This window comes from Neobacillus niacini (assembly GCF_048572935.1).
In the GTDB taxonomy this organism is placed as follows: domain Bacteria; phylum Bacillota; class Bacilli; order Bacillales; family Cytobacillaceae; genus Neobacillus; species Neobacillus niacini.
Window position 1 is genome coordinate 1,220,393 of sequence record NZ_CP183883.1, and the last position, 25,550, is coordinate 1,245,942.

Consider the following 25,550-nt stretch of genomic DNA (forward strand, 5'->3'; position numbering starts at 1 on the left):
TTCATCATGGAAAACAAAAAAACAATCTACTTCTTATGTACAGGAAATTCATGCCGCAGCCAAATGGCCGAAGGATGGGCAAAGAAACATTTAAGTGAGGAGTGGGAAGTTAAAAGTGCTGGTCTTGAGGCTCATGGATTAAACCCTAACGCAGTTAGAGCGATGAAAGAGGCTGGAATGGATATATCAAACCAAACTTCTGATGTTATCGATCCTGAAATTCTAAACAATGCAAATTTAGTGGTTACTTTATGCGGACACGCTGCAGACCACTGCCCAGTAACTCCTCCGCATGTAAAACGAGTACACTGGGGATTCGATGACCCTGCAAAAGCCGAAGGAACCGAAGAGGAAAAATGGGCATTTTTCCAAAGGGTTCGTGATGAAATTGGTGGCCGGATTAAGCGTTTTGCTGAAACGGGAGAGTAATTATAAATAAGTTTTACATTAGGAGGAAATGGACATGAGAATCACTGACGAAGCTCGTGATGAGTTTAAAAAAATGTTCAAAGAACAAAATGCTGATTGCATTCGTATCTTTTTTGATGGCTATGGCTGAGGGCAGCCAAGGATTGGACTGCGCCTGGATGGTGTAGAAGCAGATGATATTATCGTGACAATTAATGAAATAAAGGTGGCAATTGACCCTATCATTGAACCCAATACGGAAGACCTTATTCTTGATCGAAGTGGAAATGGACAAGGTATTTCAATGATAGGTAATACGGGTAGATGTTGTTAGAAAAGGACCTTTTCAGGTCCTTTTACTTTTTACTCTATCAATAGTTAAGCACAACACGCTCCTTTATCTTCAATCCTAATCGCTAATTGATTATAGGCTTCTAAAAAACGTTCGTATGTCTGGCTGCCATATCGTAAGCGGTTGTTTTTGAAAAAGAAGCTAATGGTTAAATCTTTGGCTTCCTCTAGGGAACAATTTCGAGAGATTCTTACTAGATTTAGATATGATAGAAAATATTCTTTTTTCAACATACCGGCATGGTTAACAGTCAATCTGGCCACCTCCTAATGGAATGGAGTCTTAACAACATATACATTCACAATTGTTTTTTACGATGGCAGTATCCCTTCTGGTTTTAAATCTCGATATAATCCTTTGCAACAACAATACCTTTTGTAACTCATACATCTGCCAAGCATTTGCAGCCTTTTTTTCAACTTCCTCTTGGCGTAATTTTATTAATTGCATTTTTTCATACTCATTAAAATACATGATGAACCCCTCCGGTTAATCAAATAATATTGATGTATTAATCAAAAAAAATTGATTTATTGAATAAAAAAATTTAACAACACGTAGGTTTAAAAATACAACATAGTTCATGGGATAACAAATGATTAAGTTCTTCTTGATTCAGCTCGTAATAACTCCAGGTTCCACGTGTTTCTTTTTTTATTATGTTGGCATCTAATAAAATCTTTAAATGATAAGAAAGCTTGGATTGAGCCATATCCATCATTGGAGCTAGATCGCAGACGCACATTGCACCATTTTGGGTTAGGATATTCATAATCTGTAGTCTTTTTTTATCAGCAATGGCTTTAAATTTTAGTTCATATTTTTCAAAAGTCTGTTCTAATGATATGTCTTTTAATTGAATTTCCTCTTTCATATTTACACCTTCTTTTTAATCAAATAATCTTGATATATTCATCATATATCCATAATTTTCATGTGTCAACTGGAGTAAATCAAAAATATTTGATTTACGCTGTCAATATAATGTCTTCCAGACTAGTTAATTTTGATCTACATTCTTTAATCAATTTTTTTTGATAAATGGGTTGTAATTAGAAATATTTGCTAATATACTGTACCTATAAATCAAAAAAAATTGATTTACGAACTATAAATCAAAAATATTTGATTTATTCCGTCACTAAAACTTAAAGGAGATGTTTTATATGAAGATGCATGTGGGTGTAAATGTAACGGATTTAGAAAAGTCAATTAAGTTTTATTCTCAAGTGTTTAATGCCGAGCCTGTGAAGGTAAAGCCAGACTATGCCAAATTTCTACTGAATGACCCAGCGTTAAATTTCACCTTAAACTTAAAGGATAAAGTATCAGGAAATCAGGTAGGCCATTTTGGATTTCAAGTGGAAAATCGGGATGAAGTATTCAAGCACAAAGAGCGTTTAGAGAAATTAGGTTTCTTTGCTCGTGAAGAAATGGACGTTAATTGCTGCTATGCAACTCAAGATAAATTTTGGGTAACCGATCCTGATGGAAACGAATGGGAATTCTTCTTTACAAAAGGAGATTTAGAAAATATTGTTCAGCAGTCATCATGCTGTGCAGTGGAGACAATCAAATCATAAATAAATACTACCATTTGATAAAGGTTATAGTACTAAATAAACCGTACAAAGTTTTTAGTAAATAGCTGCTAAATGGTTCCTGAGAAGACCATTTAATTTATGCAATCACAAATGATCTATAGAGATAGGTTTAAAAAGGAGTTGCTGCGTCAACTCTTTTTATTTTTTAGCTTAATCATACAGTACGAAGGGGTGCTGATATTTGAAATAAGCGGAGCGTTTTAACTTCCATCCAAGGTCTAAAGTGACGAAAATGCAACATGAGTCCAGCAAATTGTTAGATGAATCGAAGGTTTTTCTAATCTCAGTTTAGTATATTTAAAACTAGAAATATGAGATCCAACACGCGTTGATCTAATATTGATAATTTTTACCATAGGCTACAGTCACCAATATTCTTTTTATATTTGGACCTTCTTGCTATAATAAATACTACAGTTGTAAAAGTAGGAGGGGGATCATGAAGGAGATTCCACAAATATCAGAAGCAGAATATGAAGTGATGAAGGTTATATGGAACTATGAGCCGATTTCGACTCCTGAGGTAGTGGAGAAATTATCAAATCAGAGTGATTGGAAGCCAAATACGATTCACACCTTGCTGGCACGCCTAGTTAAGAAAAAGGCTTTGCAGGCAAAAAAAGCTGGCCGAGTGTTTATTTATACTTCACTGGTTGAAAAGAACGAATATGTTGGGCAAAAAAGTAAATCCTTTCTGCAACAGTTTTTTGGCGGTACGTTGAATTCAATGATTTTAAATTTTATTGAAAATGATCAGTTATCGAAAGAAGATATTTCGGAATTAAAGGAAATTTTATCCAAGAGAGATAAAGAAGGCGACCAATAATGGATACCATGTTGCTGCGGATTTTAGTAAGTACAATCGTGGTATCTTTCCTTATTTTCTTGATTTTGTTAATCAAAAGGCTATTAAACAATCATATGACGGTGAAAGCTCATTATCATATTTGGTATTTTCTTGGCATTCCACTCCTTGCTTCCTTTTTACCTTGGAATTATGTTCGCCTTGGAGAAGGAACTTACTATTTTAAAAGATTCCTTTTTTTTCATAAAGACACGGTACCGAAGAGTGAAAGGATAAATGGAGCGGTTGCCTCTCAAGGGTCCAACAGCGATTTATTACATGATTTCACGGTGTCGGTAAACAAGTCAACGCCAGATTTCATTTACCATACATTTTTTACGGTTTGGATTATTGGAGTGGTTCTTTTGGTTGGGGCTGCTGTTTATTCAAGCATTCAAATCCATCAACTCAAAAAGTCAGCTGCAGCTGTTCATAACCAAAAGCTAAATGAACTAATAGAAACGTGCAAAGTGATGGTTGGGGTGAAAAGAAACATACGGCTGAGGGAGACCTCTCTTATTACCTCGCCGATCACCTTCGGGATTTTTCAGCCCTATATTTTTATTCCAAGCAACACGCTAGAAGCATTCTCGTTAACTGAATTAAAATACGTGTTTTTGCACGAGCTGCACCATCATAAAAGCAAAGATCTGTTCGTGAATTACGTCATGTGGATATTTCGTATTATTTATTGGTTTAACCCATTCGTCTGGTATGCCTTAAAGAGGATTCGAATGGATCGGGAATTGGCCTGTGATGCTTCCGTGTTAAATCTCTTGGATGAGAGCGGATATATCGAATATGGGCATACCATCATTCGTTTTGCCGATAAAAAATATGATAGGGCCATTGAACAGTTTGCTCCAGGTATAGGGGGAACTAAAAAACAAATCAAACAAAGAATCCAGTGCATTGCAAGCTTCTCTAGCGATTCTCGATTATTGAAATGGAAAAGCAAGGTCATCTGTGCGGTTTTAGGAATGGTTGTGCTATTAATTGCTCCCATCACCACCGTTATTGCCAGCCCAGATGATGTGTATCAGTTTAGCGGGAAGAATGTAGTCAATGAAGATTTAAGCTCTTATTTTGAGGGCTACAAGGGCAGCTTTGTTTTATATGATCCCTCTAAAAACCAATATCAAATTTATAATCGAGAGATGAGTGAGCAGAGGATTTCACCTGATAGCACCTATAAAATATATTCCGCCTTATTTGCATTGGAATCGAATGTGATTTCCACGAATAGCAATAACCAGATTTGGGATGGGAACAATTATCCCTTTCCTGAATGGAATCAAAATCAAAATTTAGCGAGTGCCTTGAGCCGTTCTGTGAATTGGTATTTCCAAAATACCGATCGAGAAGTAGGGAGAAAGGAACTGCAAGATTATTTTCACAAGATAAAATACGGGAATGAGGATCTTTCAGGGAATTTGGATCATTACTGGATGGAATCTTCCTTAAAAATATCACCAATAGAACAAGTCCAATTATTATACCAATTGGAAGAAAATCAATGGGGTTTTAAAGCGGAAAATATCAAAGCAGTAAAAAGGGCACTTTTAATTGATGTACAAAAGAATGGGCGATTGTATGGTAAAACGGGAACCGGCATGATTAATGGAAAGAATGTAAATGGCTGGTTTATTGGTTTTGTCGAAAAAGGTGAGGATTGTTATTATTTTGCCATTAATATTCAAAATAAGGATGGACATGCCCAAGGAAGCAAGGCAGCTGAGATTGCCAAGCTGATCCTGCATCATAAAAAGATCTATTAATCATTAACCCCAGAAAGGATTACCCTTCCTTTTTGGGATTTTTCAAGGCCAAATACTACAATTGTAGTATTTTACGACTTTGTGTATACAAGCTTCCATTATGAAAGGGCTGATGTGTTTTGAAACAGAAAAAGCAGAAAAAAAATAGTATCCGATTAAGATTGAATGGTCTCTTTTTCATGGTCTTTGTTCTTTTTTCTATCCTTATTCTCCGTCTTGGCGTTCTCCAAATTATCAATGGGGAAGCCCATGCGGCTCAGGCAAAGAAGACAGATGTGACGCCCGTCAGCTATTCGGTTCCGCGTGGAAAAATATATGATACGAATCAAAAGTTAGTCGTTTACAATATACCGGAAAAGGCGATTACCTATACACCGCCGAAAAATCCGCAGCCGGATGAATTGCTTGAACTGGCCAAAAAGTTAAATACCTTTTTGGCCATGACTGATAAAGAACTCAATAAAGTGACCGATCGAGACTTGAAAGATATCTGGCTGCTGATACATAACAATGGCACGCATTTAATCACAAAAAAGGAGGAGAACCTATACAAACAGGAAAAGCTGAATGACAATGATGTCTATCAATTAAAATTGAAACGCATTGCAGAAAGTGATCTCGAGAAAATGGACAAAAACCTGGCGGCCATCTACCGCAAACTGTCGTCTGCCATCGCTTTAACCCCTACGATGATCAAAAATGAACAGGTAACAGAGGTAGAATTTGCTAAGGTCAGCGAAAATCTAGAAAACCTGCCAGGGATGGATGTTACGACCGATTGGAAGAGGGGCCGCACATACGGGGAAACATTTTGGAATATGCTTGGGGAAGTAACGAGTGCGGATGAAGGTCTTCCAGCAGAAAAGGTAGATTACTATACGGCTAAAGGGTACAAATTGAATGACCGCGTGGGGAAAAGTTATATTGAGGAATTTTATGATGGTGTCTTGCAAGGCCAAAAGGAAAAAGTAAAGACGGTGACAGATCAAAATGGAAATGTGGTGAATACAGAGACGATATCGGAAGGAAAGAGTGGCAATGATATTGTTCTGACCATTGATATGGAATTCCAAGCCCAAGTGGAAAAAATTATGCAGGAAGAGTTGGTCCGTGCCATCCAAAAGCCGCATACGGATACCCTTGACACTGCCTTTGTTGTGGCAATGGAACCGAAAACAGGCCGTATTCTGGCGATGTCAGGAAAAGTGTATAACAGGCAGTCCCAAAAGTTTACCGATTTTACACCGGGAACCTTCACTTATGCATTTGAACAGGGATCCGTTGTAAAAGGGGCCACCGTATTAACCGGATACCAAACGGGTGTCAGGGATATCGGGGAAATCGAATTAGACGAAGTCATGAGATTTAAGGGGTCGGGAACTTTTTCCTCTTACCAAGTCATGAACAGAATTAACGATTTAGAGGCATTAGAGCGTTCATCAAACGTTTATATGTGGAAAACCGCAATAGAAATGATGGGCGGCAAGTATGTCCCCGATGGTACATTGAATATCGATCCTCAAAAAATTGAAACCATCCGCTATTATTTCAACCAATTTGGTTTGGGCATTCCTACTGGAATTGGTTTTGATAATGAAACAGCGGGAATTAAAGGAACCAATGCAAGCACCTACTTTCAAATTGCCATTGGACAATTAGATACCTATACAACGATGCAAATAGCTCAGTATATTACAACGATTGCCAATGGAGGATACCGGATGAAGCCCCAATTGGTGAAGGAGATTCGTGAACCGAATAATAATGGTAATGAGCCGGGCAACGTAATCGATGAAATCGAACCAGTGGTGCTCAATCAGGTGGATATGAGTGAGGAGATGCTTAAGCGAGTTCAACAAGGTTTTTGGCTGGTTACCCATGGTTCCCAAGGAACAGCAAGAGGATATTTTAAAGACGAACCTTACAATGCCGCAGGTAAAACCGGGACCTCAGAATCGTATAAAAATGGGATGAAGACTTGGAATCTTTCTTTTGCTGGTTATGCCCCATTCAATGATCCCGAGATTGCCATTGCTGTTATTGTGCCAAATGCCTACCGTGATGGTTATGCTCAGCCGCACAGTGCAGCTAATATCATTAGCCAGCGGGTTTTTCGGGCATATTTTGACATTAATAAAACAGGACAGCCAACTACAAAATGATTGACATCTATTTATTACAAGTGTAGTATTAAGTTCGTAATAAATACTACATATGTAGTATTTGTGCGTAATCTACTATTACGTAGGTAATCAGATTGGAGAAAGGAGGAAATTATCTCCCAGCATTTTTAGAATCTGCTGGTTAAGAGCTGATCAGGTTAATCTAAACATAATGATTAAACCCGCTGATTCTATTTTCATGAAAGCTAAATATTAATAGAAAGAGGTTATCATCTTGAAGAAAACACATAATATTTTCAGTAAGAATAATTTTATATATGCCTTGCTTGTGCTAGTGGTTGCAATTGTACCCCTCGCCGGATGGTCGATGAGCACCCATAACCTTTCTGACAAGCCCGAAAAGGCAGTTGCTAAAACACCAGCACCCCAATTACACCGTGAGTTTGCAGAACTCGAGAACAAATATGATGCCCGGCTCGGAGTCTACGCCATCGATACAGGTACAAATCGGAAAGTCTCTTATCGGCCTCAAGAGCGGTTCGCTTACGCATCTACTTACAAAGCTCTAGCCGCAGGTGCATTGCTACAGCAATACTCCATGGATCAACTTAACGAGTTGGTCACATACAACAGAGAGGATATCGTTTCGTATTCACCTGTAACACAACTTCACGTAGATACCGGAATGACTCTTGGGGAAGTTGCCGAGGCTGCTGTTCGATATAGCGACAATACTGCAGGAAACCTTTTATTAGAGAAACTAGGAGGCCCTGAGGGATTTGAAGCAGCACTGAGGAATATTGGCGATCACGTTACCCAGGCTGATCGCTACGAGACGGATTTGAACTCAGCAGTCCCTGGAGACAAACGTGACACCAGCACACCAAAAGCACTTGCTACAAGCCTCCAGGCTCTCGCAGTCAGCGACTTGCTCCCAACTGAAAAACGTATGATCCTAACAGATTGGATGCGGGGAAATGCAACTGGAGATACATTGATTCGTGCTGGTGCACCAACAGGCTGGGTGGTCGATGATAAGAGCGGGGCGGGAAGCTATGGAACGCGGAATGACATTGCCATTGTTTGGCCACCGAATAGAGCTCCCATTGTCATCGCAGTTCTATCCAGCCGCGATACACAGAATGCCACCTTTGACAATACGCTCATCGCAGAAGCTGCAAAGGTCGCACTTAACGCCCTGAAGTGAACAGATAAATAAATTTACGCATCACAATACTCGAATAAAAAAGCTGATGAGTTTACCATTTATAACTCATCAGCTTACATTTTAAAATCTAAAGTTATATCCATGTTTATGCTAGAAGCAACCTAATAGCACTACTATTTCTCCTAAATCCCCTTAAAAATCTTTTAGTTATTACAAGACAGTGAATCTGTATATACTAGCGGTAAATTAATTATTTGCTTTTTGTGACAAACCATTCACAGAAATTAATTCGAGAGATGGATGTTTTCTTTAAAAATAAGGAATGGGATGTATCCAGGTTCAATTAGGACATAACGGTCTACATCAAAGCCAGTTGTATGCTCGATTGTACCATCAAGCAAGAAAAGAGATATTTGATCCATGGATGTAAGTGACTATTAGAAGAGATAACTATTCGTATGATATATATTAACGCTTTAATACATGAAGTAATAAAATGTCTAAACCCTTGGTACATATGGGTTTAGGCATTTTTTTATTAATTGATAATTAAGGTTAAGAAGGATTAACACTTATTTGTGGATCAGTTCGTTCAATAAGATATGGAACTGAGGGATTCTTTAGGGGATAACAATGATTCGTTCTCCTGAAATGAATAAAGTTTTAGCTTCTATATATTTATTCGTTGTAAGGGACTTTACAATTGGAACAAAGTATCTACTGAAATAAAGTTAATAGTAGAATATACTATATTAATAGGGTAAAAACGTTAATCTCTCTTGACATTCGGATATTTTTTAGAATAAACAACATAAAAATATTATAGGAGAATCATAAAATGAAAAAGAAAATGAACTATCTAATATTACTTTTAACGACCATCTTTTTTGTTGGTTGTACCAACGTAGAAAATACATCCATTACAGATGGAGAAACAGATTCACAAGAAGTAACGCCAGCTAATCCAAAGGAAGAAACGAACCCTACGGCTGATGATGAACCAGTAGTAGAGGAACCACCAACCCAACAAAATGAACGGTTCGCAGGATACAAACTTATTGAAGTTGATGGTGGTGACGTGTCTGGATATCGTGAACCTAACGTCGTCGTGGACATTGGGTATGGAGACCGTGAATATTGGGCATTTACGAATGAATACGGGCAACTAGTACGTGTGATTGCTGACGAAATCATTCTACAAGATGACAATAACGAACCTGTAACATCGTCTGGCAGATACTATTCAGATGAGGCAAAGGTTCCTGGCGTCGAAAGTGACACTTTAGATGAAGGACATATCATTGCTGATTCTCTTGGAGGGGTATCGAATGCCTATAATATTACTCCGCAAGATAGTACGCTTAACCGACATGGTGATCAAGCTTATATGGAAGAAGTGATCCGCAGCGCAGGTGGAGCTACACATTTTGAAGCCATTATCACCTATCCGAATACGGAAACGCAGATTCCTTCCAGTTATCAGTATACCTATACTTTAATGGGTAACGAGATCGTTGATAAATTTGACAATGTGAACCCTGATGAAGTAAACGCATCCCTCGGTTTAACAGGCAGTGAGCCTTTTGATTCAACTAGTTCAAAAACAAGCAGTGATGTTTCTACTGTTGATACAGACGGTAACGGACAGGTGACGATTAAAGAAGCAAAAGCAGCAGGTTTTCGTATGCCAATAACGAGTGATCATTGGTTATACCCGTATATGCGTGATAATGATCATGATGGTATGGTAGGGGAGTAAGCCGCAAAATAAATGAACGAAAGAACATTTTTGGCTCTATGGGTAATGCAAGAGTTAATGAGGGGGATGCTGCGGCGTTCCCCTTTTCTTTTTGTACGAACGGAGCAGGTTATTTAATAAGAATTCTTAAAAACTAAAAACCTTACTACATATGAAGTGTAGTAAGGACAGATGGCCGAGAAAGAAATCTATCTCGGCAATTTTCATTTTTTCTACCTGCACAAAGGCCTGTTGATTTCCGCTCCAGGTGCTTCGCTTTCCGCGGGCGTGCCGGGGAGCCTCCTCGGCGCTTAAGCGCCTGCGGGGTCTCCCCAGCCCCGTACTCCCGCAGGAGTCTTCGCACCTTCCGCTCCAATCAACAGGGAGAAATAACATGGGAATTGCCACACACTTTCCCAACGCTAAGTACGTGATAGTCCTTTTCATGTTTTGGCGGTGCGGAGAGTCATTGTGAAATCCCCGTAACCTATTAAAGAAAATAATAGCTGCCGAGACTTTCTCGACAGCTTGACCTTACTACATATGAAGTGTAGTAAGGTAAATGAACTGTTTTGCACTTAAAAATTCATCATTAATTCAACTGTTTGTACATATAAAAATGAGAAAAACCTTTTGGGAAATTTTCTAGTTTCCCCATCTCTTTAAATCCGAGCTTTTTATAAAATTCTGGAGCCTGAAAACTATATGTTTCTAAACGCATGAACATACAACCTTTTTCACGAGCGAAAGCTTCAGCCTTTTGCATTAATTCCTGTCCTTTTCCTTGTCCTCGCAAGGACTCATCGACCCATAAAACATCAACGAAAAAACAATCCCAATCTGTATGTCCCACAAGTCCACCAAGAATGTTTCCATCTTCATCTTTTAAAACAAAATTAAATTTCTCTTCTTCTGTATAGTCAACTTTACTTTTATTGTGTTTAATCAAATTATAACGTATAAAAAACGTATCTTCTTCATTGTAACCCGTATGTACTGTTAAATTAGACATTCCGACTCACCTCATTTTACTAATTAAGGCTAACTAACCCTGCCTACTAGTATACTATACTTTTCTATAAGCAAGGTGGTATGTGAATATATATACATCACCTAAAGGGGTGCGTTGATCCAAGAAGGATTAACGCTTTTTTGTTGGAAAATTTCCGGCTAAATTGGGAAATACCTGTATTTCCTTAAGAATAAGGGAAGCTTTTCCGGTTATATTATCCAAATCTTAGGATTTTGTCTGATTAAGAGCAGTTAACCGGAATATCCCCGCTTATATCTGCTTCTTAAGCTTCCTCTTTATACAATAGCCGGAAATTCTCCGTCTATGAATTCTCATACCTATACAAAATCGATACGAGAAGGGCGAACTGGTTTGCAACATCGTAATTCGCAAACCGAAGAATTAGCAATTAAAAACAAAAATAGCAAGGATTTAAACCCTCGCTATTTCTACTGTTTTTTAATCTCTCTAGCCTTACAAATTGTCCTACATTTTAAAGTGCAAAAAAGGATTACATTTAGGTTTGCATTTTCCTGTGCAAATTGACGTTTTGCGGGTAGGAAACGGAACCCGTTATGATATTTTACCTTTCTTTTTCCCATACAATTGAAAATGATATTGAACAAGTTCATCCATATTGCAATGTTCCGGACGAACGTATCTGCAGCAAGCGAATTAGAGTCTAATAAATCCGCATTCATTCCTTTGAAAATGGATGAATAGAACGTACAACTTGTTTGTTTCTAGGAAGTGTAATGCCAGTAAAGCCATAAAAAACGGTAATCAATGGTGATAATAAGCAGAATATCGCAAAAGGAAAGTATTCTAAAACGGATACACCAAGCACTGAAGATAAAAATACTCCACACACACTCCATGGTACGAGTGGATTCACAACCGTACCCGCATCCTCTAACACCCGTGATAAATGCTTCGGTTCCAAACCTGCTTTTTTGAAATGCTCTTTAAAGGCATTTCCAGGTAAAAGGATCGACAGATATTGCTCCCCCAGGATAAAATTAACCGCAATAGCCATTCCAGCTGTCGAACTAATTAATAAAGAAACACGAGTTAATAATCCTTGTAATAGCGATATGAGTGCCGGAATAATCCCAAGGCGGAAAAGCAAACCACCCATGCTTAAAGCAAGCAGGATAACTGAAATACTGAACATCATACTTTCCATTCCACCGCGTGAAAGCATGGAATCCACTTCTTTTATGCCACTCTCTGATACATAACCAGAGTAGAGTAAATCGAACAATCCTTTACCATCCACTCCGCCATTTATAAAAAATGAAATCAAAAGCGCAGACAGTGTACTAGCAGCCAGCGTAGCAATGGCCGAAACCTTTTTTGCCGCCAATACAGACAGGATGATGAATGGCACAACAGAGTACCAATGAACAAGGTTCAGATGATTTAGCGCTTCTTTAATGACTCCCATTTGTTCAATGCTCTGTTCTGTTTCCCCTGGTGAAAGAAAGAGATAAATTATGAATGATAAGATGAATGCCGGGATCGTTGTCCATGACATATTTTTTATATGATCAAATAAGTCTGCCCCAGCCACAGTAGATGCAAGGTTAGTCGTATCCGATAAAGGTGACATTTTATCGCCAAAGAATGCGCCTGAAACAACTGCTCCAGCCGTAATCACAGGCGAGATACCTAGTGCCGAGCTTGCTCCAACAAAAGCCACACCCAAGGTCGCAGCTGTTGTTAGGGAGCTTCCAATACTTAAGCCAATTATAGCTGTTACCACAAAAACAATCGCATAGTAGAATTTTCCCGAAACTAACTCAACCGCCAAATAGATAAATGTCGGAATGGTACCACTCGCCATCCAGCTGCTTATCAGTATCCCAATAAAAAAGAATATCATCACGGCAGCAATTCCGGATTTCGCTCCATCTGCCATCGCTACTTCCAGATCTCTAAAGCTTACTTTTTTTACTGCACCATATACTAGTAACAGGGAAATCCCTGCGATAATCGCAATATGCGGAACGACTTTAATACCAATAATAAGATAACCAACCATCCCCATTAAAAGCGCGGTTATAAATGCCGCTTCAATTGGTTTAATTTCGAGTACCTTTTGATTATGAACCATAAATGATCCTCCTATAAATTATAAAAATAAACGCAAAAAAGCCCCTTCGTCTATTAGGGACGAAAGGACTCCGCGGTACCACCCTATTTGGCAAGGATGATTCCTTACCCACTCAAAGCATATGCCCGTTCAAGACAGCTGTACTTCAAATTGTCACTGCCCAGATTTTCAGCCTCCACCTGGTCTCTTTTTGCTGCTCATGACAATTCTACTGTTACTGTAGGCACGCTATTTACTTTTCTACTAAAACGCTTTTAAGCGTTGAAGTGTGTATGCAAACACTATACACTGGTTTATTTATTATGTCTACAATAACTTTTTTGGGTTTTTTTAACAAAAAAAGGCATTCTTTTTTAAAGGAATTCCATACAAATATAATTAACCTTGAATATCCCGTTTCTTATATTCCATAAAACCATCGACGAATAATATAGCAGCAATGATGGTCAGTACGGACACTTTCGTATAGTCCATATCCTCGATAGAAATCTGCGGGTTATTTCCGAAAGGTCACAGTGTCCCCATCCACTCTGGGAATGGCAGCATCCCGCCTAAATAAAGAACGAAAAAGGAATAGGTCAAGTAAAACCACGTCATACCGGTTAATTTTGGTGCAAAATCAAGCAAGAACACTGCCAATCCGATCATGACGAACAGCGCTGGCAAATACACGATTGCGGCCCGATATATCCTACCGATTGCAATCCCTTCCTCCATTACCGAGTTCCCTACTTGCCCTAAACCAAGTGCTGCCAGCGAAACCATAACAAAACCGGTTACGATGGATACAAGCAAATAACATATGGGAGGTACAGATGAGTTTAATAATCTTGTAATCGTACTTAAAGATGTCCATAAATTAATCCATGCTACAAGAGAAAAGACGATTGAACGATATAGGAACATTCTTCAAGTAGATGGAAAACAATTGAAGAAGCTAAACCAATTTCGTAAAGTTTGTAATTTAGTTGCTTTAGTCAAAAAGAATACGATGGAACGCCTAATGCGGTGAAAGTCGCACGTTGGGTGTGGAGCAGGGGAAAAGATGGAGATAACATCAAAATCTTACCTATTGCTATTAAAGTAACGGGGGCAATGGTTAAAGATGATGATCGCTGGGGCGGTCATTTTTTGTTGAACTAACGGTGCAGTCTAGTTAAAGAAGGAATTATTTAAAACTCGTAGAAATTCTTAGTATAAAAGAATCATTGATAAGCTAAAAATCCAATTAAAAGGAGATTAAAGATGAAATTCTTGTGTTTTGGTTACTTTAGTCCAGAGAAAATGGATGTTCTCCCGAAAGGTGAAATCGAAGCTATTATGAGCGAATGTAGCCCCCACCTTCAGAAATTTTATATGAGCGGTCAAGTATTGATGGATGTTGGTGTGGAAACGGAAGTCAAATCCTTACGGCGTGAGAACGGGGATATCAAGGTAACGGACAACGCTTTAGTCGAGTTCGATCAGAGAATAGGTAGTGTGTTCCTAATAGAGGCAAATGATATGGAGGAAGCAATACGTATCGCCTCTTTACATCCGACCACACAGTTGGATGCTGGAGAGGAATTAGGCTGGAAGATAGAAATTAGGCCAGTACACTATTTCGAAAAGAGTGAGTAAAAGATCGTAACCTTGCATTCCTTTAACAAGGAATGCTTTTTCTTATGGACCTAACGAAGCAGTTTAGTTGTGCGAAATGTTTCTAGCTTAAATGGAGGATGGTTACATCTCTCCGCTAAAGGCTAGACAGTTCCTTACGGAACTGAAGGGTTATATCAAAGAATCAAATGACGGGGTAACGTCCTGAAGGGTTCTCTCTTAATCGAATAGCACTGGATTTAGTAAGAATGATAGTGTTATAAGCTCGGTGAAAAGGCGTGAGAAATTACCGTACCAGTTCGGCTGACGAAAGCCTACTCGATGGAGCGGTGTAATTCATGATGCTTGAGTTGAATGAATATGGTGAGAATGCGAATAAACCTAAAATAAAAGGTTAAGCTGACGAATTTCCGAATGTACAGGTCTATACCTGCGATACATAGAAATGTGTATATCACCAAATTGTGAGGTTAGATGTGGGCGAGTAAAAATAACTAATATGAAAATCCATGATACGTTACAGGCGTATGAATGCTAACAGGCTTAAAGGAAGCACCTAAGTTCATTCTATAATAGATATAACTCAACGTTGTAAGCTGATAACGTGGAGGACTTACTTCTAATGAAACGTTAGTAAGGAAAACAATAATGAAACTAGTTGTTGGATAACTTACTTTTATATCAGTGAAAGTGGTGGCACAGTACCAATGAAATGTCTAATCCACATGGAGGGATAGCCACTAGACTAATAAAGATTTATTCAACCAAGTAAGGCAGTTCTTTATCGATTAATAAGGTTCTCGTGAGACTAAAAGAGGTTTAACTCCGAAAGGAGTCACCAACTTATTGAAACGGAAGAAACTGAGACACAATGAGTATTATAGTATGCAAGATTGTTTCGATACACTATATGCTAAAAGTGTCAGTGGTCATCACTTCTATGACTTAACAGAATTAATGTGTTCTGAAGATAATATACGACTTGCTTACCGAAACATTAAAAGAAACACAGGTAGCAAAACTGCGGGAACAGATAAGTTAACTATTAACGATATTTTACATTTAACAGTCGAAGATGTAATAGCAAAGGTTCAATCCATGTTTAAAAGGTATGAACCACAAACAGTTAGGCGTGTTTACATCCCGAAAGGAAAAGGAAAAACTAGACCTTTGGGGATTCCAACGATTTGGGATAGAATCTTTCAACAATGCATACTTCAAATTTTAGAGCCAATTTGTGAAGCAAAATTCCATAAACATAGTTATGGATTCAGACCGAACCGCAGCACTCATCACGCCAAAGCTAGGCTTGAATTTCTTATCAATCAGTCTGGACTACATCATTGTGTTGATGTTGATATTAAAGGTTTCTTTGATAATGTTAATCACAGTAAACTTTTAAAACAATTGTGGTCACTAGGTATAAGGGACAAATCACTTCTATCTATAATATCCAGGCTATTAAAAGCAGAGATTGAGGGTGAAGGTATTCCTACAAAAGGTACTCCGCAAGGAGGTATACTATCACCTTTACTTTCAAACATTGTATTGAATGAATTGGATTGGTGGATAAGTGACCAATGGGAAACGTTTGAAAGCAGATATACTTACTCTACAAATGGAAGTAAATATCAACATTTAAAGAAAACTGCTTTGAAAGAGTGCTTCATCGTTCGCTATGCGGACGATTTCAAGGTAATGTGCAGAACTAGGTCAAACGCTATAAAAATGAACTTTGCATTGAAAGACTTCTTAAGAAAAAGACTTCAGTTGGAAACAAGTGAGGAGAAATCGAAGGTTATTAATCTAAAGAAAAACTCTTCCGAGTTTCTTGGATTTTCAATGAAAGTTGTAAGGAAAGGAAAAACAAGATTTGGCTATGTAGCAAGGTCCGATATGTCGAAAAAGGCTAAAGAAAACGCCTTTCAAAAGATTAAGGAAGCTATAAAAGTAATCAAGAAAAAGCCTTGCATTCAGACAGTTTGGAATTTCAATACAGTCGTTATGGGAATCCAAAACTATTACTCGGTCGCTACTAACATCGCTATCAATCTGAATGAGTTAAACGCTCACCTACGCAGAACGTTATATAATCAGTTAAGGAACATTAGAACCGAGGCAAGTTTTCATGAGATGACTAAAACCTTACAGAAAAGATACAAGGGATATAAGGCAAAATTGTATATGATACAAAAAATGGTTTTTGTCCCCATCCACGCACAAAGGTGGAAAAAGACATTTTGTTTCTCTCAAGTAATATGTAACTTTACTGCCGAAGGTAGAGCAAAAATCCATAATAGCCTCAAAGCTATTGATAATAATACGCTTTCTTACATCATGAGAAATTACATTCCAAACAGATCCATTGAATATAACGACAATCGAATCAGTAGATTTATTGCCCAATATGGTAAATGTGCCATATTAGGAGAAGAGTTAGGGATACATGAATGGCACTGTCATCACATAAACCCTTATTATCTTTCGAAAGATGATAGTTATTCTAACTTGATTATTGTTCATAAAACAATTCATCAGTTAATTCATCTAAAAGATAAAGTCAAAATAGAAACTCTTTTACAATCTTTAAAGCTCACTAGTAAGCAGAAAGAAAAGCTAAATAAACTACGCTTAAGATGTCTAAATGAAATAATCTAACTTTGGAAAAACAGCACTCGTCTGCTTAACACATAGAAAGAATAAATTGGTTTAGTTGGAACGCCGTATGCGGTGAAAGTCGCATGTACGGTGTGAACAGGGGGAAAAGGGAGCGATAACTTCAAACCCTTACCTATCTGTATTAATTAGAAGGATTAGACTAACTTTTTATGGAATAAGTCCAAAGGCTAATATGGGAGGGATTTTATTGTTTTTTGAAATGACTTATCAGATTCGTGTTACAGATATTAAAGAAGGACATAAGTGGTATCAAACATTCTTGCAAAAGGCACCAGATTTTATCCCGCACGATGGATTTGTGGAATGGGAGGTTGTGCCAGGATGTTGGTTACAAGTAGCTGAAGGAACACCTTCTTCAGGTAGTGGACCTCTTCGTGTGGCTGTAAAGGATTTAGAAGCGGAAAAGTCAAGGTTAGTGAGTGAGTTAGAGGTTGAATATTTTGAAGTGTTTTCTCGTGAGGAAGTTCCAGTAAAGTGGTGCACCTTTTCTGACCCTTGGGGAAATCAAATTGGTTTATTCGAATACATCGATAAGAAGGTAGAAATTGAACGGATTGATACTATTCTGGGTAAAAATTGAGGTTTAACATTCTAAAATATGATGGCATTAATCCGAACAGGGTTGATGCTTTTTTATGGAGTTATTAAACAAACGAAGCAGTTTACTTTAAGAAGGATTTCTTCCAACAACCCTAGAATAGTAATAACCAGTTGAATCAAAAGGATAAGAAAAAAAGGGTGTGTAAGTAGTGCCTCATCAATTAATGAATAATAACAATAGTAAAAAATATTTGAGTGCTGACTGCGAAAATTGTTTTGGTTTATGTTGTGTAGCTCTATCATTTGCTGCCTCTTCAGATTTTGCTTTTGATAAAGGAGAAGGGACTCCTTGCAGAAACTTACAGACAGATTATCGTTGTAGAATTCATAAAAACCTAAGAATGAATGGCTTTCGAGGATGTACGGTATATGAGTGCTTTGGGGCAGGTCAAAAGGTTTCTCAAGTGACATACAATGGAAATGATTGGCGAAAAAGTTCAGCAACAGCGACGGAAATGTTTGCTGTATTCCCTATTATGCAACAACTTCACGAAATGCTTTATTACTTAAATGAGGCTCTTAGTTTAGAAGATGCTCGACCTATCTATATGGATTTAGAGCAGGCAGTGCAAGAAACCGAACACCTCACTTATTTAAGCCCTGAATCTATCTTATCCTTTTATGTACCAAGCCATCGAGACAAGGTTAATGATTTACTTAAAAAAGCCAGTGAACTAGTCCGAACAAAAGTAAAGAATAATAAATATCATAAAAGTATGAGAAAGAGGAAAATGATTAGGGGTCGTGACCTAATCGGCGCGAATTTAAGAGGTGCAAACCTTAGAGGAGTCAATTTGAGAGGAGCTCTACTTATTGCTTCTGACCTTCGAGAAGTAGACTTAAGAGAAACAGACCTTATTGGTGCTGATTTGAGAGATGCTGATTTAAGAGGTGCTAATCTAAAAGGAAGTATTTTTCTCACTCAAGTACAAGTAAATTCTGCTAATGGCGATATTCATACTAAATTGCCGCCTTCACTAAGCATTCCTGAACATTGGCTGGTTTAAGGTTTTATAAATCAATTCAGCGTTCTTACACAAAAACTGGGGTTGCAGAAGCAACCTTTTTAATTTCTGGAAGCAAGATTGTGAAATATTACACTTAAAGTAACGGGTAGCGTTAGTTCAACAAGCTGCCAAAAGAATGAATAATAAAAATAGCTCAGTTCAACTGAATGAACTGGCCATTTTTTTATTGCAAAAACAGATAAAAAAGGGGGTCAAACCAAGGCTGCATGTTCGCTTGCAAATAGTCACTGGCCCCCTCTTTTCTGCTTACCTCATACACTTCTTCAAATCAAGAATGCTCTGCAGATGCATGCCTTCATGGAAGATCGTTCGAATCAGCACTTGCTCGATCGTATGCATTCCCATTTCGGTTGGAGGAAATTCCTCTTCAAGCCGCTCCCCGTACTGTGCTTTAATTTCAGCAGGCTGTTCTTTTAAAAGCTTTTTTAATTCTTCCATCGTTGGTGTTTCTGGAGTGAAGTTTGCGGGGGATGTCCCATACCCGAACCAAGCTTGAAGCTGTTCCGGAACTCCAGCTTTCTCTTTCGTCACAGCTTGAATCCATAAGTATTGATCAAGATAAATATGTCCAAGGTTCCAGCGGATATTATTATTAAATCCCTTTGGAATGATTTCTGCTTCTTCTTCCGTTACATTTTCAACTACCCCTAAAATATAACTGCGATACGATTGTAATTGAGTAAATAATACTTCATGACGATTGTTCATGTGCAGGCCTCCTTTTTTCACTAGCATTTAATTCGAGATGGAGGTGGAAAATCCTGCATAACTTCACGTGAAATCAGGGTTGGGTTCAAAATCTAGTCAAAAAAAATACTGACATTAAAGTCAGTCCAGGTAACGCGAGGTGCTTCCTTGCGTCTACTATAGTATATGCTAGGAGACGAATAAGGGTTCCATTGGGATTGAAGGAAATTCGTCCATTACTATAGAATACTAGACTGATAGAAAGGTGTGTATCGACTATTTTTCAACCACTAATTTCATACATAGAAGATATAAAAGAACGGAACCATAGCAGCGGGGCAGCACTTGTCATTCTCAAGGATAACCAAATCGTGTTAGAGCACTATAGCGGCTATCACGCTAACACAAACAACTCCCGCCCGATTGACGCGACCTCGCAATTTAATGTCGCATCTGCAAGAAAAAGCTACCTGGGGCTAGTCGCTGCATTCGCATTATATGAAGGTAAAATAAAGAGCTTGGATGACCTGGCTGTTCACTATTTTGAGAATATAGACAAAGAAATGCTAGGGAAAACCACGATCAGACATCTGGTTACTCATTCTCACGGCCTTCATCAACGGGAGGACGGGACGATTTTTCGAGAGTTTGAGCCTGGTGCCAATTGGGCGTATCGAGGGATTAATATCATCATGATGACCGAATTGGTAAACAGGCTTTATGGGAAAAGGTTTCCCGAATTCCTAGAGGAACGAGTGTTCAAGCCAATGGGATTCAACGAAACTGCTTGGCAGACGGAACCCAATGAAAAATTGGTTCAAGTCGTGGATGACCCAAAAGAGCCGGCCTCTTATAAAGTAGGACAGACAAAGAACGGGATGGAATCAAACCTCCATATCTCTGCTCGTGAATTTGCCCGCTGGGGAAATCTTCATTTGAACAATGGGATGGACATCGTTCCAAGGGAAGTCATTCAACTAGCGACTCACGTTCAAAATCCTTCTTATAAAAATAACGACTTGCCGCAAAACGGCTTGTTCTGGTTTGTACAAGGTACTCCGGCCAAACATAGTGAATTGGGTGAAAGAGTCCCTAAAGGGTCCTATCAAATACTTGGCGTTACCGGGCCAACCCTCTTAGTGATCCCAGAATACAACGTCGTCGTGGCAAAAATGTTCAATAAACAATACAACTATGGCGGCAGCAATTATCTTCATTATTTAAGGGAGTTTAGCAATTTAGTGGCGGATGTGTTTTAAGGGGGGAACCTGGATGAAACAGAATAAGCTGGTGCGGATGTATAAGGTGCTTTCGCTCGCTTTCGGGATTTTTCTGCAAATTTATTGGTACAAGATTCGCAGGAAGCCGAAGGAGGAGTGGGAGAAGCTTTGGGGACAAATAGGGGCACGGTATCGGAATACACTATTTGAATTGGAAGGCTTATTGATCAAAGTCGGACAAATTTTAAGTACGCGGGCAGATTTGCTGCCAAAAGCGTTTATCAGCCAAATTGAAGACCTCACGGACAAGGTTCCTCCTTCTGACTGGAGTGAAATAGAAAAAGTTCTCGACCACGAGAACTTCCTATCCATCGAAAAAACAGCGATTGCCTCCGCCTCAATTGGAGAAGTCTATAAAGGTGTACTGAAGGACGGCACAGAGGTCGCAATCAAGGTGAAAAGACCTTATATCGATACCATTATCCAAACGGATTTCAAGGTGTTAGCGGTTGTTCATTGGTTTGCCGACCATTTTGTTCCGATTCCAAAAGGGTTTATAAACTTTAAAGTCCTATTTCAGGAACTAAAACAGGTGATCGAACGAGAGCTTGATTATACCCTCGAGCTCGAGACCATTCTCTATTTTAAAGAGCGATTTAAGGACATGGATAGTGTTAAGATTCCATCGGTGTATCCAGAACTAAGTAAGTCGAATGTGCTGGTGATGGAATGGGTAGAAGGAATGCGGCTCACGGATCATGAGACGTTGGAGCGCATATCCGTAACACCTGAAGAACTTGCTCAAAGGCTGATGAAAGTGTTCCTTCCTCAATGGTTAGAGCCAGGGAAGTTCCATGCCGACCCCCATCCAGGAAATGTTCTCGTATCAAGGGAAGGGAAAATAATCTTGCTCGATTTCGGCATGATTGGCGAAATCAGTAAAAAGGACGCAGCGCACTTTCAACGTTTAATTGAAAGCTTTCTTTCGAAAAATTACTCGCAGGCGGTGGATTGCTTAGCTCAACTTGGATTTTTACTCCCGGAAGCAGATTCAAGAACAATTGAAAAGCTGTTGGCGGAAATGGTATCCTTCGAACCAGAACAACTGAAACAAATGGATATTATGGCGTTTAAGAAGGAAATGAACGATACGATTCAAGCCTTGCCTATCCAGGTTCCTACGAGATTCGTTTTTCTAGGCCGCTCCTTTGTTACTATTGAAGGAATCATCCGTAATCTTGCTCCCGAGGCTGATCTGCTCGACCTAGGGAAACCGATTTTTATGGAGTGGCTGAACAAACAAGGAAACAATAAATGGTACTTAATCTGGAAATGGGTTCAATCACAGCCTGCGTTTAAGCTTATTCATTCCGTTACGGAATTTTTACAAGCACCCCAGAGGCTTGAGGATCTAAAGGAACTAGAGCAACGCAGACAATTTCAATTTATGATTTTTGAAAGTAATAAAAAGCATTTTTTTCAACTGACAGTACTCGGAATGATAGGAATCCTAGCGGGTATCTATACATCCCACACACTCGTTTTAAACCTGTCAGCTGGCGGGACCGCAGTGGCTCTTGTAGGGTATTTTGTTTGCAATCTGAAACAGAAAAAGTGGATGAAGTTTATGCATGAAAAACGAAAACACTAGGAGGAAGATGTATGAGTAAACAAAGCAAATTAGTATTTTACGGCGCCATCAGTTTGGATGGCTACCTCGCACGAGAAAATCATTCATTAGATTGGTTAATTGGGACAGAGGGGGAACATGATACAGGCTATCAGGAGTTTTATGAGAGTATCGATACGATTCTGATGGGAAGAAGTACATATGAACAAATCGGCATTCTGTCTCCAGAAAAATTCCCTTACGAGGGTAAGCCCTGTTATGTTTTTTCGCGTACAACAACCGGCTCGGATGAACATGTAACGTTTATCAATGAAAATATTGCTGGTTTCACCCAGTCCTTGAAGGAGCAGGAGGGGAAACGGATTTGGATTGTCGGCGGCGGGGAAGTGCTCCAGCACATGCTACATCTGGTGGATGAGTTTATTATTCAGATTGCCCCGACCATTATTGGACGAGGAATACCTATGTTTGTGCCAGGGGACCAGGAAAACAAACTTAAGCTGGTCGATGTACGGCGCTATAAACAATTTGCCGAACTGCATTATGAAGCCATTAGGTAAAAGCTGTCATGGACCCCTGGGCAAGCATTATCGAGCTGTTTCTGTATAAGTAACATTCACCACTTGTTCTGTTTGCTTGGTAAATTCAATGTCTACATAAACGCCAAATTCTTTTTGATTTTCTTTTAGCCATAATTTAAATTTCTCGGTTGAGGTACGCGGTCCATTTGTTCTTCCAACATAAAGATAATCGACCACTTGCGCATTCGGATATTTTTCCTTCGTCTTAGCTATTGCTATCTTACTCCATTTTGCATAGGATGGCGTCGGTTTTTGTTGGGCAAAGGCAGTTTGGCCGAATTGAGGCAGAGAGGAACTAGTAAAGCCAAATAAGATAGCGAAACAAATTAGAAGCTTTTTCATATAAGCACCTCCTTTGTGTCTTACTATCATGGCATCCCATGTGAAAAATATGTACGCTGCTTCAGAAACGGGATATATGACTCATTTCATAAAAGGAGGTATAGAAGTTTGAAGAAAAGAATCGGCTGTCTGCATGCACATTATTCAAATATTGACTATATCGAAATAGCACTATCCGCCTATGACGTCGAGTTGAGCCACTTTGTCGATCCAGGTCTGATGAAACGAGTCATGAATGACCCGGATTTCACAGATTCTGAAGCTCAGAAGAAAGTGAAGGATCAAGTAGAGTGGATCGAACAAACGGGTGTGGACGCCATCCTTATTACCTGTACGAACTATATTGCCTTAGTGGGAGAGCTTTCATTAAAGGTGCCCATCATTAAGATTGATGAACCTTACTTTGAAGCAATTTGCGGGGTTGACCAGCCTCAAATGATGGTGTTCACGAACCCTGACACCGTTTCTGGTACATTCGAAAGGCTGCAGCAATATGCACAATCAAAACAGAAAACGTTGCATATTGAGGTTCAGGTCATAGAGAATACCTTCCAACTTATTATGAGCGGGAAAAAGGAAGAATACGAAAGAGAAGTAATCCAATTTTTGAAAAAAGATCATCAGAGGGTGGTTTCAGTAGCACAACTATCAATGGTTGGGGCAGCGCGACAGGTAGAGCATGAAACGTCCCAGCCCATTATCAATCCTTTGAATGCGCTCGTCACATCTATGGTAATACAGCTAAATCTAGAGACAAAGGAATAGGCTATATTCCTTTGCCACCTCTAGGAACCAGCGTCGAAATTCGTTCCATTCCTGCAAGAATCGGTTTCGCCCGTTGGATCAATGTTTGTGTAGATTCCAATGTTAAGGATCCTTGATGAGCACTCTCGCTGCTCCACACTTCATACACATAAACAGCATGAGGATCCTCTGGTGCTACACTGACAAGATATAGTTCGCAATCATCTAGAGTTTGCAACGATTCTGCTGCATCTAATAAGATGGAGGCCAATTGTTCACGTTCACCTTCTTTAGCAATCAATTTACCGTAAATCCCGAATTTCTCCATATCTCAAACCTCCTCAACTACGTAACCATTCTACTGTCATCGCCTTATTTCCTTCTGGATATACAAATACAAAAAAATATTTTGAACTCCCAATTTTTTACCAACAAATTGGGCAATTTAAGATGGAAAATACGTTTAAGGCAGGGAATGCGATGAAAGATGCTCAAAGAGAGGCTTTAAGTAAGTTAATAAAAGAACAACAAGATGGAGCCCATCAATGGTTGAATTATTGGCAGGAGCATTCTGCGTTCGATACATGGCAATTTTGGTTTCATGTGATTATGTTTGTGGCCCCGCTAATTGTTCTCTATTTTGCAATGGACTGGAAACGGGCACTTCAGCTCGGCTTCTATGGATTCAACGTCCATGTTTGGTTTGCCTATTTCGATGATTTTGGTTCCACACAAGCCCTTTGGACGTATCCTTATAAGATGATTCCCTTTGTCGCGCACAGTCTCGGAATGGACGCATCGTTAGTCCCGGTATCATTCATACTGGTGTACCAATGGACCATTAAACATCATAAAAATTATTACCTCTATACATTGCTATTAAGTCTTTTTCTATCCTTTATCCTAAAGCCGATTTTCGCCATGCATCAATTGTTTCAGTTCAACGCATGGGCCAATTACTTCCACTTGTTTCTAACCTATATCGTGATCCTTGTTTTATCCAAAGTGATAACAGATCTCTTTTTGTGGCTTCAAAAAAATGCGCAGGAAAAGGGCAGTAAAATGGGAACTACCAAAAAGGGTAAGGTGTTAAAGTAATTTCCCTTTTTTAAAATAGGCTCTGTTAGTATTCATGGTTGATTTTCGTGTTGTAGAATCAGTATGAGAATTCATAGGCGGAGAAATTCCTGCTATGTTTAAGAGTAAGCCCTAAAAAGCAAATATTAGCGGAGTTATTCCGACTAACTGCTCTAAATAAGCCAAAATCCGAAGGTTTGGCTAAGATAGCCGGAAAAAC

27 protein-coding genes and 1 pseudogene are annotated in these 25,550 nt (G+C 38.9%); 19 read left to right on the plus strand and 9 right to left on the minus strand.

What is annotated here, in order from left to right; all coding sequences use genetic code 11:
- The first annotated feature begins 6 nt into the window (after positions 1 to 6).
- Both arsC and ACN6MT_RS05885 read left to right on the plus strand, forming a co-directional pair.
- The gene (gene arsC / locus ACN6MT_RS05880; RefSeq protein WP_419955098.1) at positions 7 to 429 is read left to right on the plus strand and encodes an arsenate reductase (thioredoxin); all 423 of its coding nucleotides are present in this window, start codon (positions 7 to 9) and stop codon (positions 427 to 429) included.
- 184 nt (positions 430 to 613) lie between these two features.
- The gene (locus ACN6MT_RS05885; protein ID WP_419955099.1) at positions 614 to 742 is read left to right on the plus strand and encodes a hypothetical protein; all 129 of its coding nucleotides are present in this window, start codon (positions 614 to 616) and stop codon (positions 740 to 742) included.
- Positions 743 to 786: 44 nt separating this feature from the next.
- Here the strand turns inward: ACN6MT_RS05885 and ACN6MT_RS05890 are convergent, their stop codons facing one another.
- The 3 genes from ACN6MT_RS05890 to ACN6MT_RS05900 all read right to left on the minus strand — a co-directional run bounded on the left by ACN6MT_RS05890 (position 787) and on the right by ACN6MT_RS05900 (position 1,634).
- The gene (locus ACN6MT_RS05890; RefSeq protein WP_419955100.1) at positions 787 to 1,014 is read right to left on the minus strand and encodes a hypothetical protein; all 228 of its coding nucleotides are present in this window, start codon (positions 1,012 to 1,014) and stop codon (positions 787 to 789) included.
- A 28-nt stretch (positions 1,015 to 1,042) separates the two neighbouring features.
- Positions 1,043 to 1,234 carry a hypothetical protein gene (locus tag ACN6MT_RS05895; RefSeq protein ID WP_419955101.1) on the minus strand — a complete coding sequence of 64 codons (192 nt, stop codon included), beginning with the start codon at positions 1,232 to 1,234 and terminating at the stop codon, positions 1,043 to 1,045.
- Between the two features lie 73 nt (positions 1,235 to 1,307).
- A complete protein-coding gene (locus ACN6MT_RS05900) occupies positions 1,308 to 1,634 on the minus strand; it encodes an ArsR/SmtB family transcription factor (protein WP_419955102.1) in 327 nt (108 codons plus the stop codon).
- Positions 1,635 to 1,926: 292 nt separating this feature from the next.
- Here ACN6MT_RS05900 and ACN6MT_RS05905 point away from each other — a divergent pair, with 292 nt between their 5' ends.
- The 6 genes from ACN6MT_RS05905 to ACN6MT_RS05930 all read left to right on the plus strand — a co-directional run bounded on the left by ACN6MT_RS05905 (position 1,927) and on the right by ACN6MT_RS05930 (position 10,036).
- Entirely contained in the window at positions 1,927 to 2,343 is a 417-nt protein-coding gene (locus tag ACN6MT_RS05905; RefSeq protein WP_419955103.1) for an ArsI/CadI family heavy metal resistance metalloenzyme, read from the plus strand.
- Between the two features lie 460 nt (positions 2,344 to 2,803).
- Positions 2,804 to 3,190 (plus strand): BlaI/MecI/CopY family transcriptional regulator, encoded by a 387-nt coding sequence (locus ACN6MT_RS05910; protein WP_419955104.1) that lies wholly within the window; start codon positions 2,804 to 2,806, stop codon positions 3,188 to 3,190.
- Positions 3,190 to 4,986 (plus strand): BlaR1 family beta-lactam sensor/signal transducer, encoded by a 1,797-nt coding sequence (locus ACN6MT_RS05915; RefSeq protein WP_419955105.1) that lies wholly within the window; start codon positions 3,190 to 3,192, stop codon positions 4,984 to 4,986. Before ACN6MT_RS05910 ends, ACN6MT_RS05915 begins: the two co-directional genes overlap by 1 nt.
- A 119-nt stretch (positions 4,987 to 5,105) precedes the next feature.
- A complete protein-coding gene (locus ACN6MT_RS05920) occupies positions 5,106 to 7,148 on the plus strand; it encodes a peptidoglycan D,D-transpeptidase FtsI family protein (protein ID WP_419955106.1) in 2,043 nt (680 codons plus the stop codon).
- A gap of 253 nt (positions 7,149 to 7,401) precedes the next feature.
- A complete protein-coding gene (gene bla, locus ACN6MT_RS05925) occupies positions 7,402 to 8,316 on the plus strand; it encodes a class A beta-lactamase (RefSeq protein WP_419956388.1) in 915 nt (304 codons plus the stop codon).
- 799 nt (positions 8,317 to 9,115) lie between these two features.
- Positions 9,116 to 10,036, plus strand: coding sequence for a DNA/RNA non-specific endonuclease (locus ACN6MT_RS05930; protein WP_419955107.1), 921 nt, complete (start codon positions 9,116 to 9,118; stop codon positions 10,034 to 10,036).
- A 571-nt stretch (positions 10,037 to 10,607) separates the two neighbouring features.
- Here the strand turns inward: ACN6MT_RS05930 and ACN6MT_RS05935 are convergent.
- From ACN6MT_RS05935 to ACN6MT_RS05945, 3 genes are all read right to left on the minus strand, one after another.
- Positions 10,608 to 11,027: a GNAT family N-acetyltransferase gene (locus ACN6MT_RS05935; protein ID WP_419955108.1), complete on the minus strand. Its 420-nt coding sequence runs from the start codon at positions 11,025 to 11,027 to the stop codon at positions 10,608 to 10,610.
- A gap of 697 nt (positions 11,028 to 11,724) precedes the next feature.
- Positions 11,725 to 13,143, minus strand: coding sequence for a Na+/H+ antiporter NhaC (nhaC, locus tag ACN6MT_RS05940; RefSeq protein WP_419955109.1), 1,419 nt, complete (start codon positions 13,141 to 13,143; stop codon positions 11,725 to 11,727).
- Between the two features lie 510 nt (positions 13,144 to 13,653).
- Entirely contained in the window at positions 13,654 to 14,049 is a 396-nt protein-coding gene (locus ACN6MT_RS05945; protein WP_419956560.1) for a hypothetical protein, read from the minus strand.
- Between ACN6MT_RS05945 and ACN6MT_RS05950 the strand changes: the two are divergent.
- The 6 genes and pseudogenes from ACN6MT_RS05950 to ACN6MT_RS05975 all read left to right on the plus strand — a co-directional run.
- Positions 13,946 to 14,155: pseudogene (locus tag ACN6MT_RS05950) on the plus strand (hypothetical protein); the annotation flags it as partial. The gene ACN6MT_RS05945 and the pseudogene ACN6MT_RS05950 overlap by 104 nt on opposite strands.
- A complete protein-coding gene (locus ACN6MT_RS05955) occupies positions 14,152 to 14,286 on the plus strand; it encodes a hypothetical protein (RefSeq protein WP_419955110.1) in 135 nt (44 codons plus the stop codon). The pseudogene ACN6MT_RS05950 and the gene ACN6MT_RS05955, both read left to right, overlap by 4 nt.
- A 102-nt stretch (positions 14,287 to 14,388) precedes the next feature.
- Positions 14,389 to 14,763, plus strand: a complete 375-nt coding sequence (locus ACN6MT_RS05960) for a YciI family protein (protein ID WP_419955111.1) — start codon at positions 14,389 to 14,391, stop codon at positions 14,761 to 14,763.
- 864 nt (positions 14,764 to 15,627) lie between these two features.
- On the plus strand, positions 15,628 to 17,400 hold the full coding sequence (ltrA, locus tag ACN6MT_RS05965) for a group II intron reverse transcriptase/maturase (RefSeq protein WP_419956389.1): 1,773 nt from the start codon (positions 15,628 to 15,630) through the stop codon (positions 17,398 to 17,400).
- Positions 17,401 to 17,608: 208 nt separating this feature from the next.
- Complete coding sequence (locus ACN6MT_RS05970) at positions 17,609 to 18,001, plus strand: VOC family protein (protein WP_419955112.1); 393 nt, start codon at positions 17,609 to 17,611, stop codon at positions 17,999 to 18,001.
- A gap of 184 nt (positions 18,002 to 18,185) precedes the next feature.
- Complete coding sequence (locus tag ACN6MT_RS05975) at positions 18,186 to 19,028, plus strand: pentapeptide repeat-containing protein (RefSeq protein WP_419956390.1); 843 nt, start codon at positions 18,186 to 18,188, stop codon at positions 19,026 to 19,028.
- A 267-nt stretch (positions 19,029 to 19,295) separates the two neighbouring features.
- Here ACN6MT_RS05975 and ACN6MT_RS05980 read toward each other — a convergent pair whose 3' ends face one another.
- Positions 19,296 to 19,757 carry a DinB family protein gene (locus ACN6MT_RS05980; protein WP_419955113.1) on the minus strand — a complete coding sequence of 154 codons (462 nt, stop codon included), beginning with the start codon at positions 19,755 to 19,757 and terminating at the stop codon, positions 19,296 to 19,298.
- A 257-nt stretch (positions 19,758 to 20,014) separates the two neighbouring features.
- Between ACN6MT_RS05980 and ACN6MT_RS05985 the strand changes: the two genes are divergently transcribed.
- The 3 genes from ACN6MT_RS05985 to ACN6MT_RS05995 are packed head-to-tail and all read left to right on the plus strand — an operon-like array spanning position 20,015 to position 23,146.
- Positions 20,015 to 20,995: a serine hydrolase domain-containing protein gene (locus ACN6MT_RS05985; RefSeq protein WP_419956391.1), complete on the plus strand. Its 981-nt coding sequence runs from the start codon at positions 20,015 to 20,017 to the stop codon at positions 20,993 to 20,995.
- Between the two features lie 13 nt (positions 20,996 to 21,008).
- Positions 21,009 to 22,607, plus strand: coding sequence for an ABC1 kinase family protein (locus tag ACN6MT_RS05990; RefSeq protein WP_419955114.1), 1,599 nt, complete (start codon positions 21,009 to 21,011; stop codon positions 22,605 to 22,607).
- Positions 22,608 to 22,618: 11 nt separating this feature from the next.
- Positions 22,619 to 23,146: a dihydrofolate reductase family protein gene (locus ACN6MT_RS05995; RefSeq protein WP_419955115.1), complete on the plus strand. Its 528-nt coding sequence runs from the start codon at positions 22,619 to 22,621 to the stop codon at positions 23,144 to 23,146.
- Positions 23,147 to 23,173: 27 nt separating this feature from the next.
- Here ACN6MT_RS05995 and ACN6MT_RS06000 read toward each other — a convergent pair whose 3' ends face one another.
- Entirely contained in the window at positions 23,174 to 23,509 is a 336-nt protein-coding gene (locus tag ACN6MT_RS06000) for a DUF3889 domain-containing protein (RefSeq protein WP_419955116.1), read from the minus strand.
- A gap of 108 nt (positions 23,510 to 23,617) precedes the next feature.
- Between ACN6MT_RS06000 and ACN6MT_RS06005 the strand changes: the two genes are divergently transcribed.
- Entirely contained in the window at positions 23,618 to 24,274 is a 657-nt protein-coding gene (locus ACN6MT_RS06005) for a hypothetical protein (RefSeq protein WP_419955117.1), read from the plus strand.
- A gap of 1 nt (position 24,275) precedes the next feature.
- On the opposite strand, the gene ACN6MT_RS06010 is transcribed toward ACN6MT_RS06005, so the two are convergent.
- Positions 24,276 to 24,581 (minus strand): putative quinol monooxygenase, encoded by a 306-nt coding sequence (locus ACN6MT_RS06010; protein WP_419955118.1) that lies wholly within the window; start codon positions 24,579 to 24,581, stop codon positions 24,276 to 24,278.
- A 122-nt stretch (positions 24,582 to 24,703) separates the two neighbouring features.
- On the opposite strand from ACN6MT_RS06010, the gene ACN6MT_RS06015 reads away from it, so the two are divergent.
- Positions 24,704 to 25,351 (plus strand): CBO0543 family protein, encoded by a 648-nt coding sequence (locus ACN6MT_RS06015; protein ID WP_419955119.1) that lies wholly within the window; start codon positions 24,704 to 24,706, stop codon positions 25,349 to 25,351.
- Positions 25,352 to 25,550 lie beyond the last annotated feature (199 nt).

What these genes read in the sequence shown, in the direction of transcription:
- ACN6MT_RS05895 (WP_419955101.1), bottom strand. Translation starts at nt 1,234, where the DNA reads ATGTATTTTAATGAGTATGAAAAAATGCAATTAATAAAATTACGCCAA.
- ACN6MT_RS05935 (WP_419955108.1), bottom strand. Translation starts at nt 11,027, where the DNA reads ATGTCTAATTTAACAGTACATACGGGTTACAATGAAGAAGATACGTTT.
- ACN6MT_RS06010 (WP_419955118.1), bottom strand. Translation starts at nt 24,581, where the DNA reads ATGGAGAAATTCGGGATTTACGGTAAATTGATTGCTAAAGAAGGTGAA.
- ACN6MT_RS06015 (WP_419955119.1), top strand. Translation starts at nt 24,704, where the DNA reads ATGGAAAATACGTTTAAGGCAGGGAATGCGATGAAAGATGCTCAAAGA.
- ACN6MT_RS05910 (WP_419955104.1), top strand. Translation starts at nt 2,804, where the DNA reads ATGAAGGAGATTCCACAAATATCAGAAGCAGAATATGAAGTGATGAAG.
- ACN6MT_RS05980 (WP_419955113.1), bottom strand. Translation starts at nt 19,757, where the DNA reads ATGAACAATCGTCATGAAGTATTATTTACTCAATTACAATCGTATCGC.
- ACN6MT_RS05905 (WP_419955103.1), top strand. Translation starts at nt 1,927, where the DNA reads ATGAAGATGCATGTGGGTGTAAATGTAACGGATTTAGAAAAGTCAATT.
- ACN6MT_RS05990 (WP_419955114.1), top strand. Translation starts at nt 21,009, where the DNA reads ATGAAACAGAATAAGCTGGTGCGGATGTATAAGGTGCTTTCGCTCGCT.
- ACN6MT_RS05930 (WP_419955107.1), top strand. Translation starts at nt 9,116, where the DNA reads ATGAAAAAGAAAATGAACTATCTAATATTACTTTTAACGACCATCTTT.
- ACN6MT_RS05995 (WP_419955115.1), top strand. Translation starts at nt 22,619, where the DNA reads ATGAGTAAACAAAGCAAATTAGTATTTTACGGCGCCATCAGTTTGGAT.
- ltrA (WP_419956389.1), top strand. Translation starts at nt 15,628, where the DNA reads ATGCAAGATTGTTTCGATACACTATATGCTAAAAGTGTCAGTGGTCAT.
- arsC (WP_419955098.1), top strand. Translation starts at nt 7, where the DNA reads ATGGAAAACAAAAAAACAATCTACTTCTTATGTACAGGAAATTCATGC.
- ACN6MT_RS05900 (WP_419955102.1), bottom strand. Translation starts at nt 1,634, where the DNA reads ATGAAAGAGGAAATTCAATTAAAAGACATATCATTAGAACAGACTTTT.
- ACN6MT_RS05945 (WP_419956560.1), bottom strand. Translation starts at nt 14,049, where the DNA reads ATGTTCCTATATCGTTCAATCGTCTTTTCTCTTGTAGCATGGATTAAT.
- nhaC (WP_419955109.1), bottom strand. Translation starts at nt 13,143, where the DNA reads ATGGTTCATAATCAAAAGGTACTCGAAATTAAACCAATTGAAGCGGCA.
- ACN6MT_RS06000 (WP_419955116.1), bottom strand. Translation starts at nt 23,509, where the DNA reads ATGAAAAAGCTTCTAATTTGTTTCGCTATCTTATTTGGCTTTACTAGT.
- ACN6MT_RS05915 (WP_419955105.1), top strand. Translation starts at nt 3,190, where the DNA reads ATGGATACCATGTTGCTGCGGATTTTAGTAAGTACAATCGTGGTATCT.
- ACN6MT_RS05960 (WP_419955111.1), top strand. Translation starts at nt 14,389, where the DNA reads ATGAAATTCTTGTGTTTTGGTTACTTTAGTCCAGAGAAAATGGATGTT.
- ACN6MT_RS05975 (WP_419956390.1), top strand. Translation starts at nt 18,186, where the DNA reads ATGAATAATAACAATAGTAAAAAATATTTGAGTGCTGACTGCGAAAAT.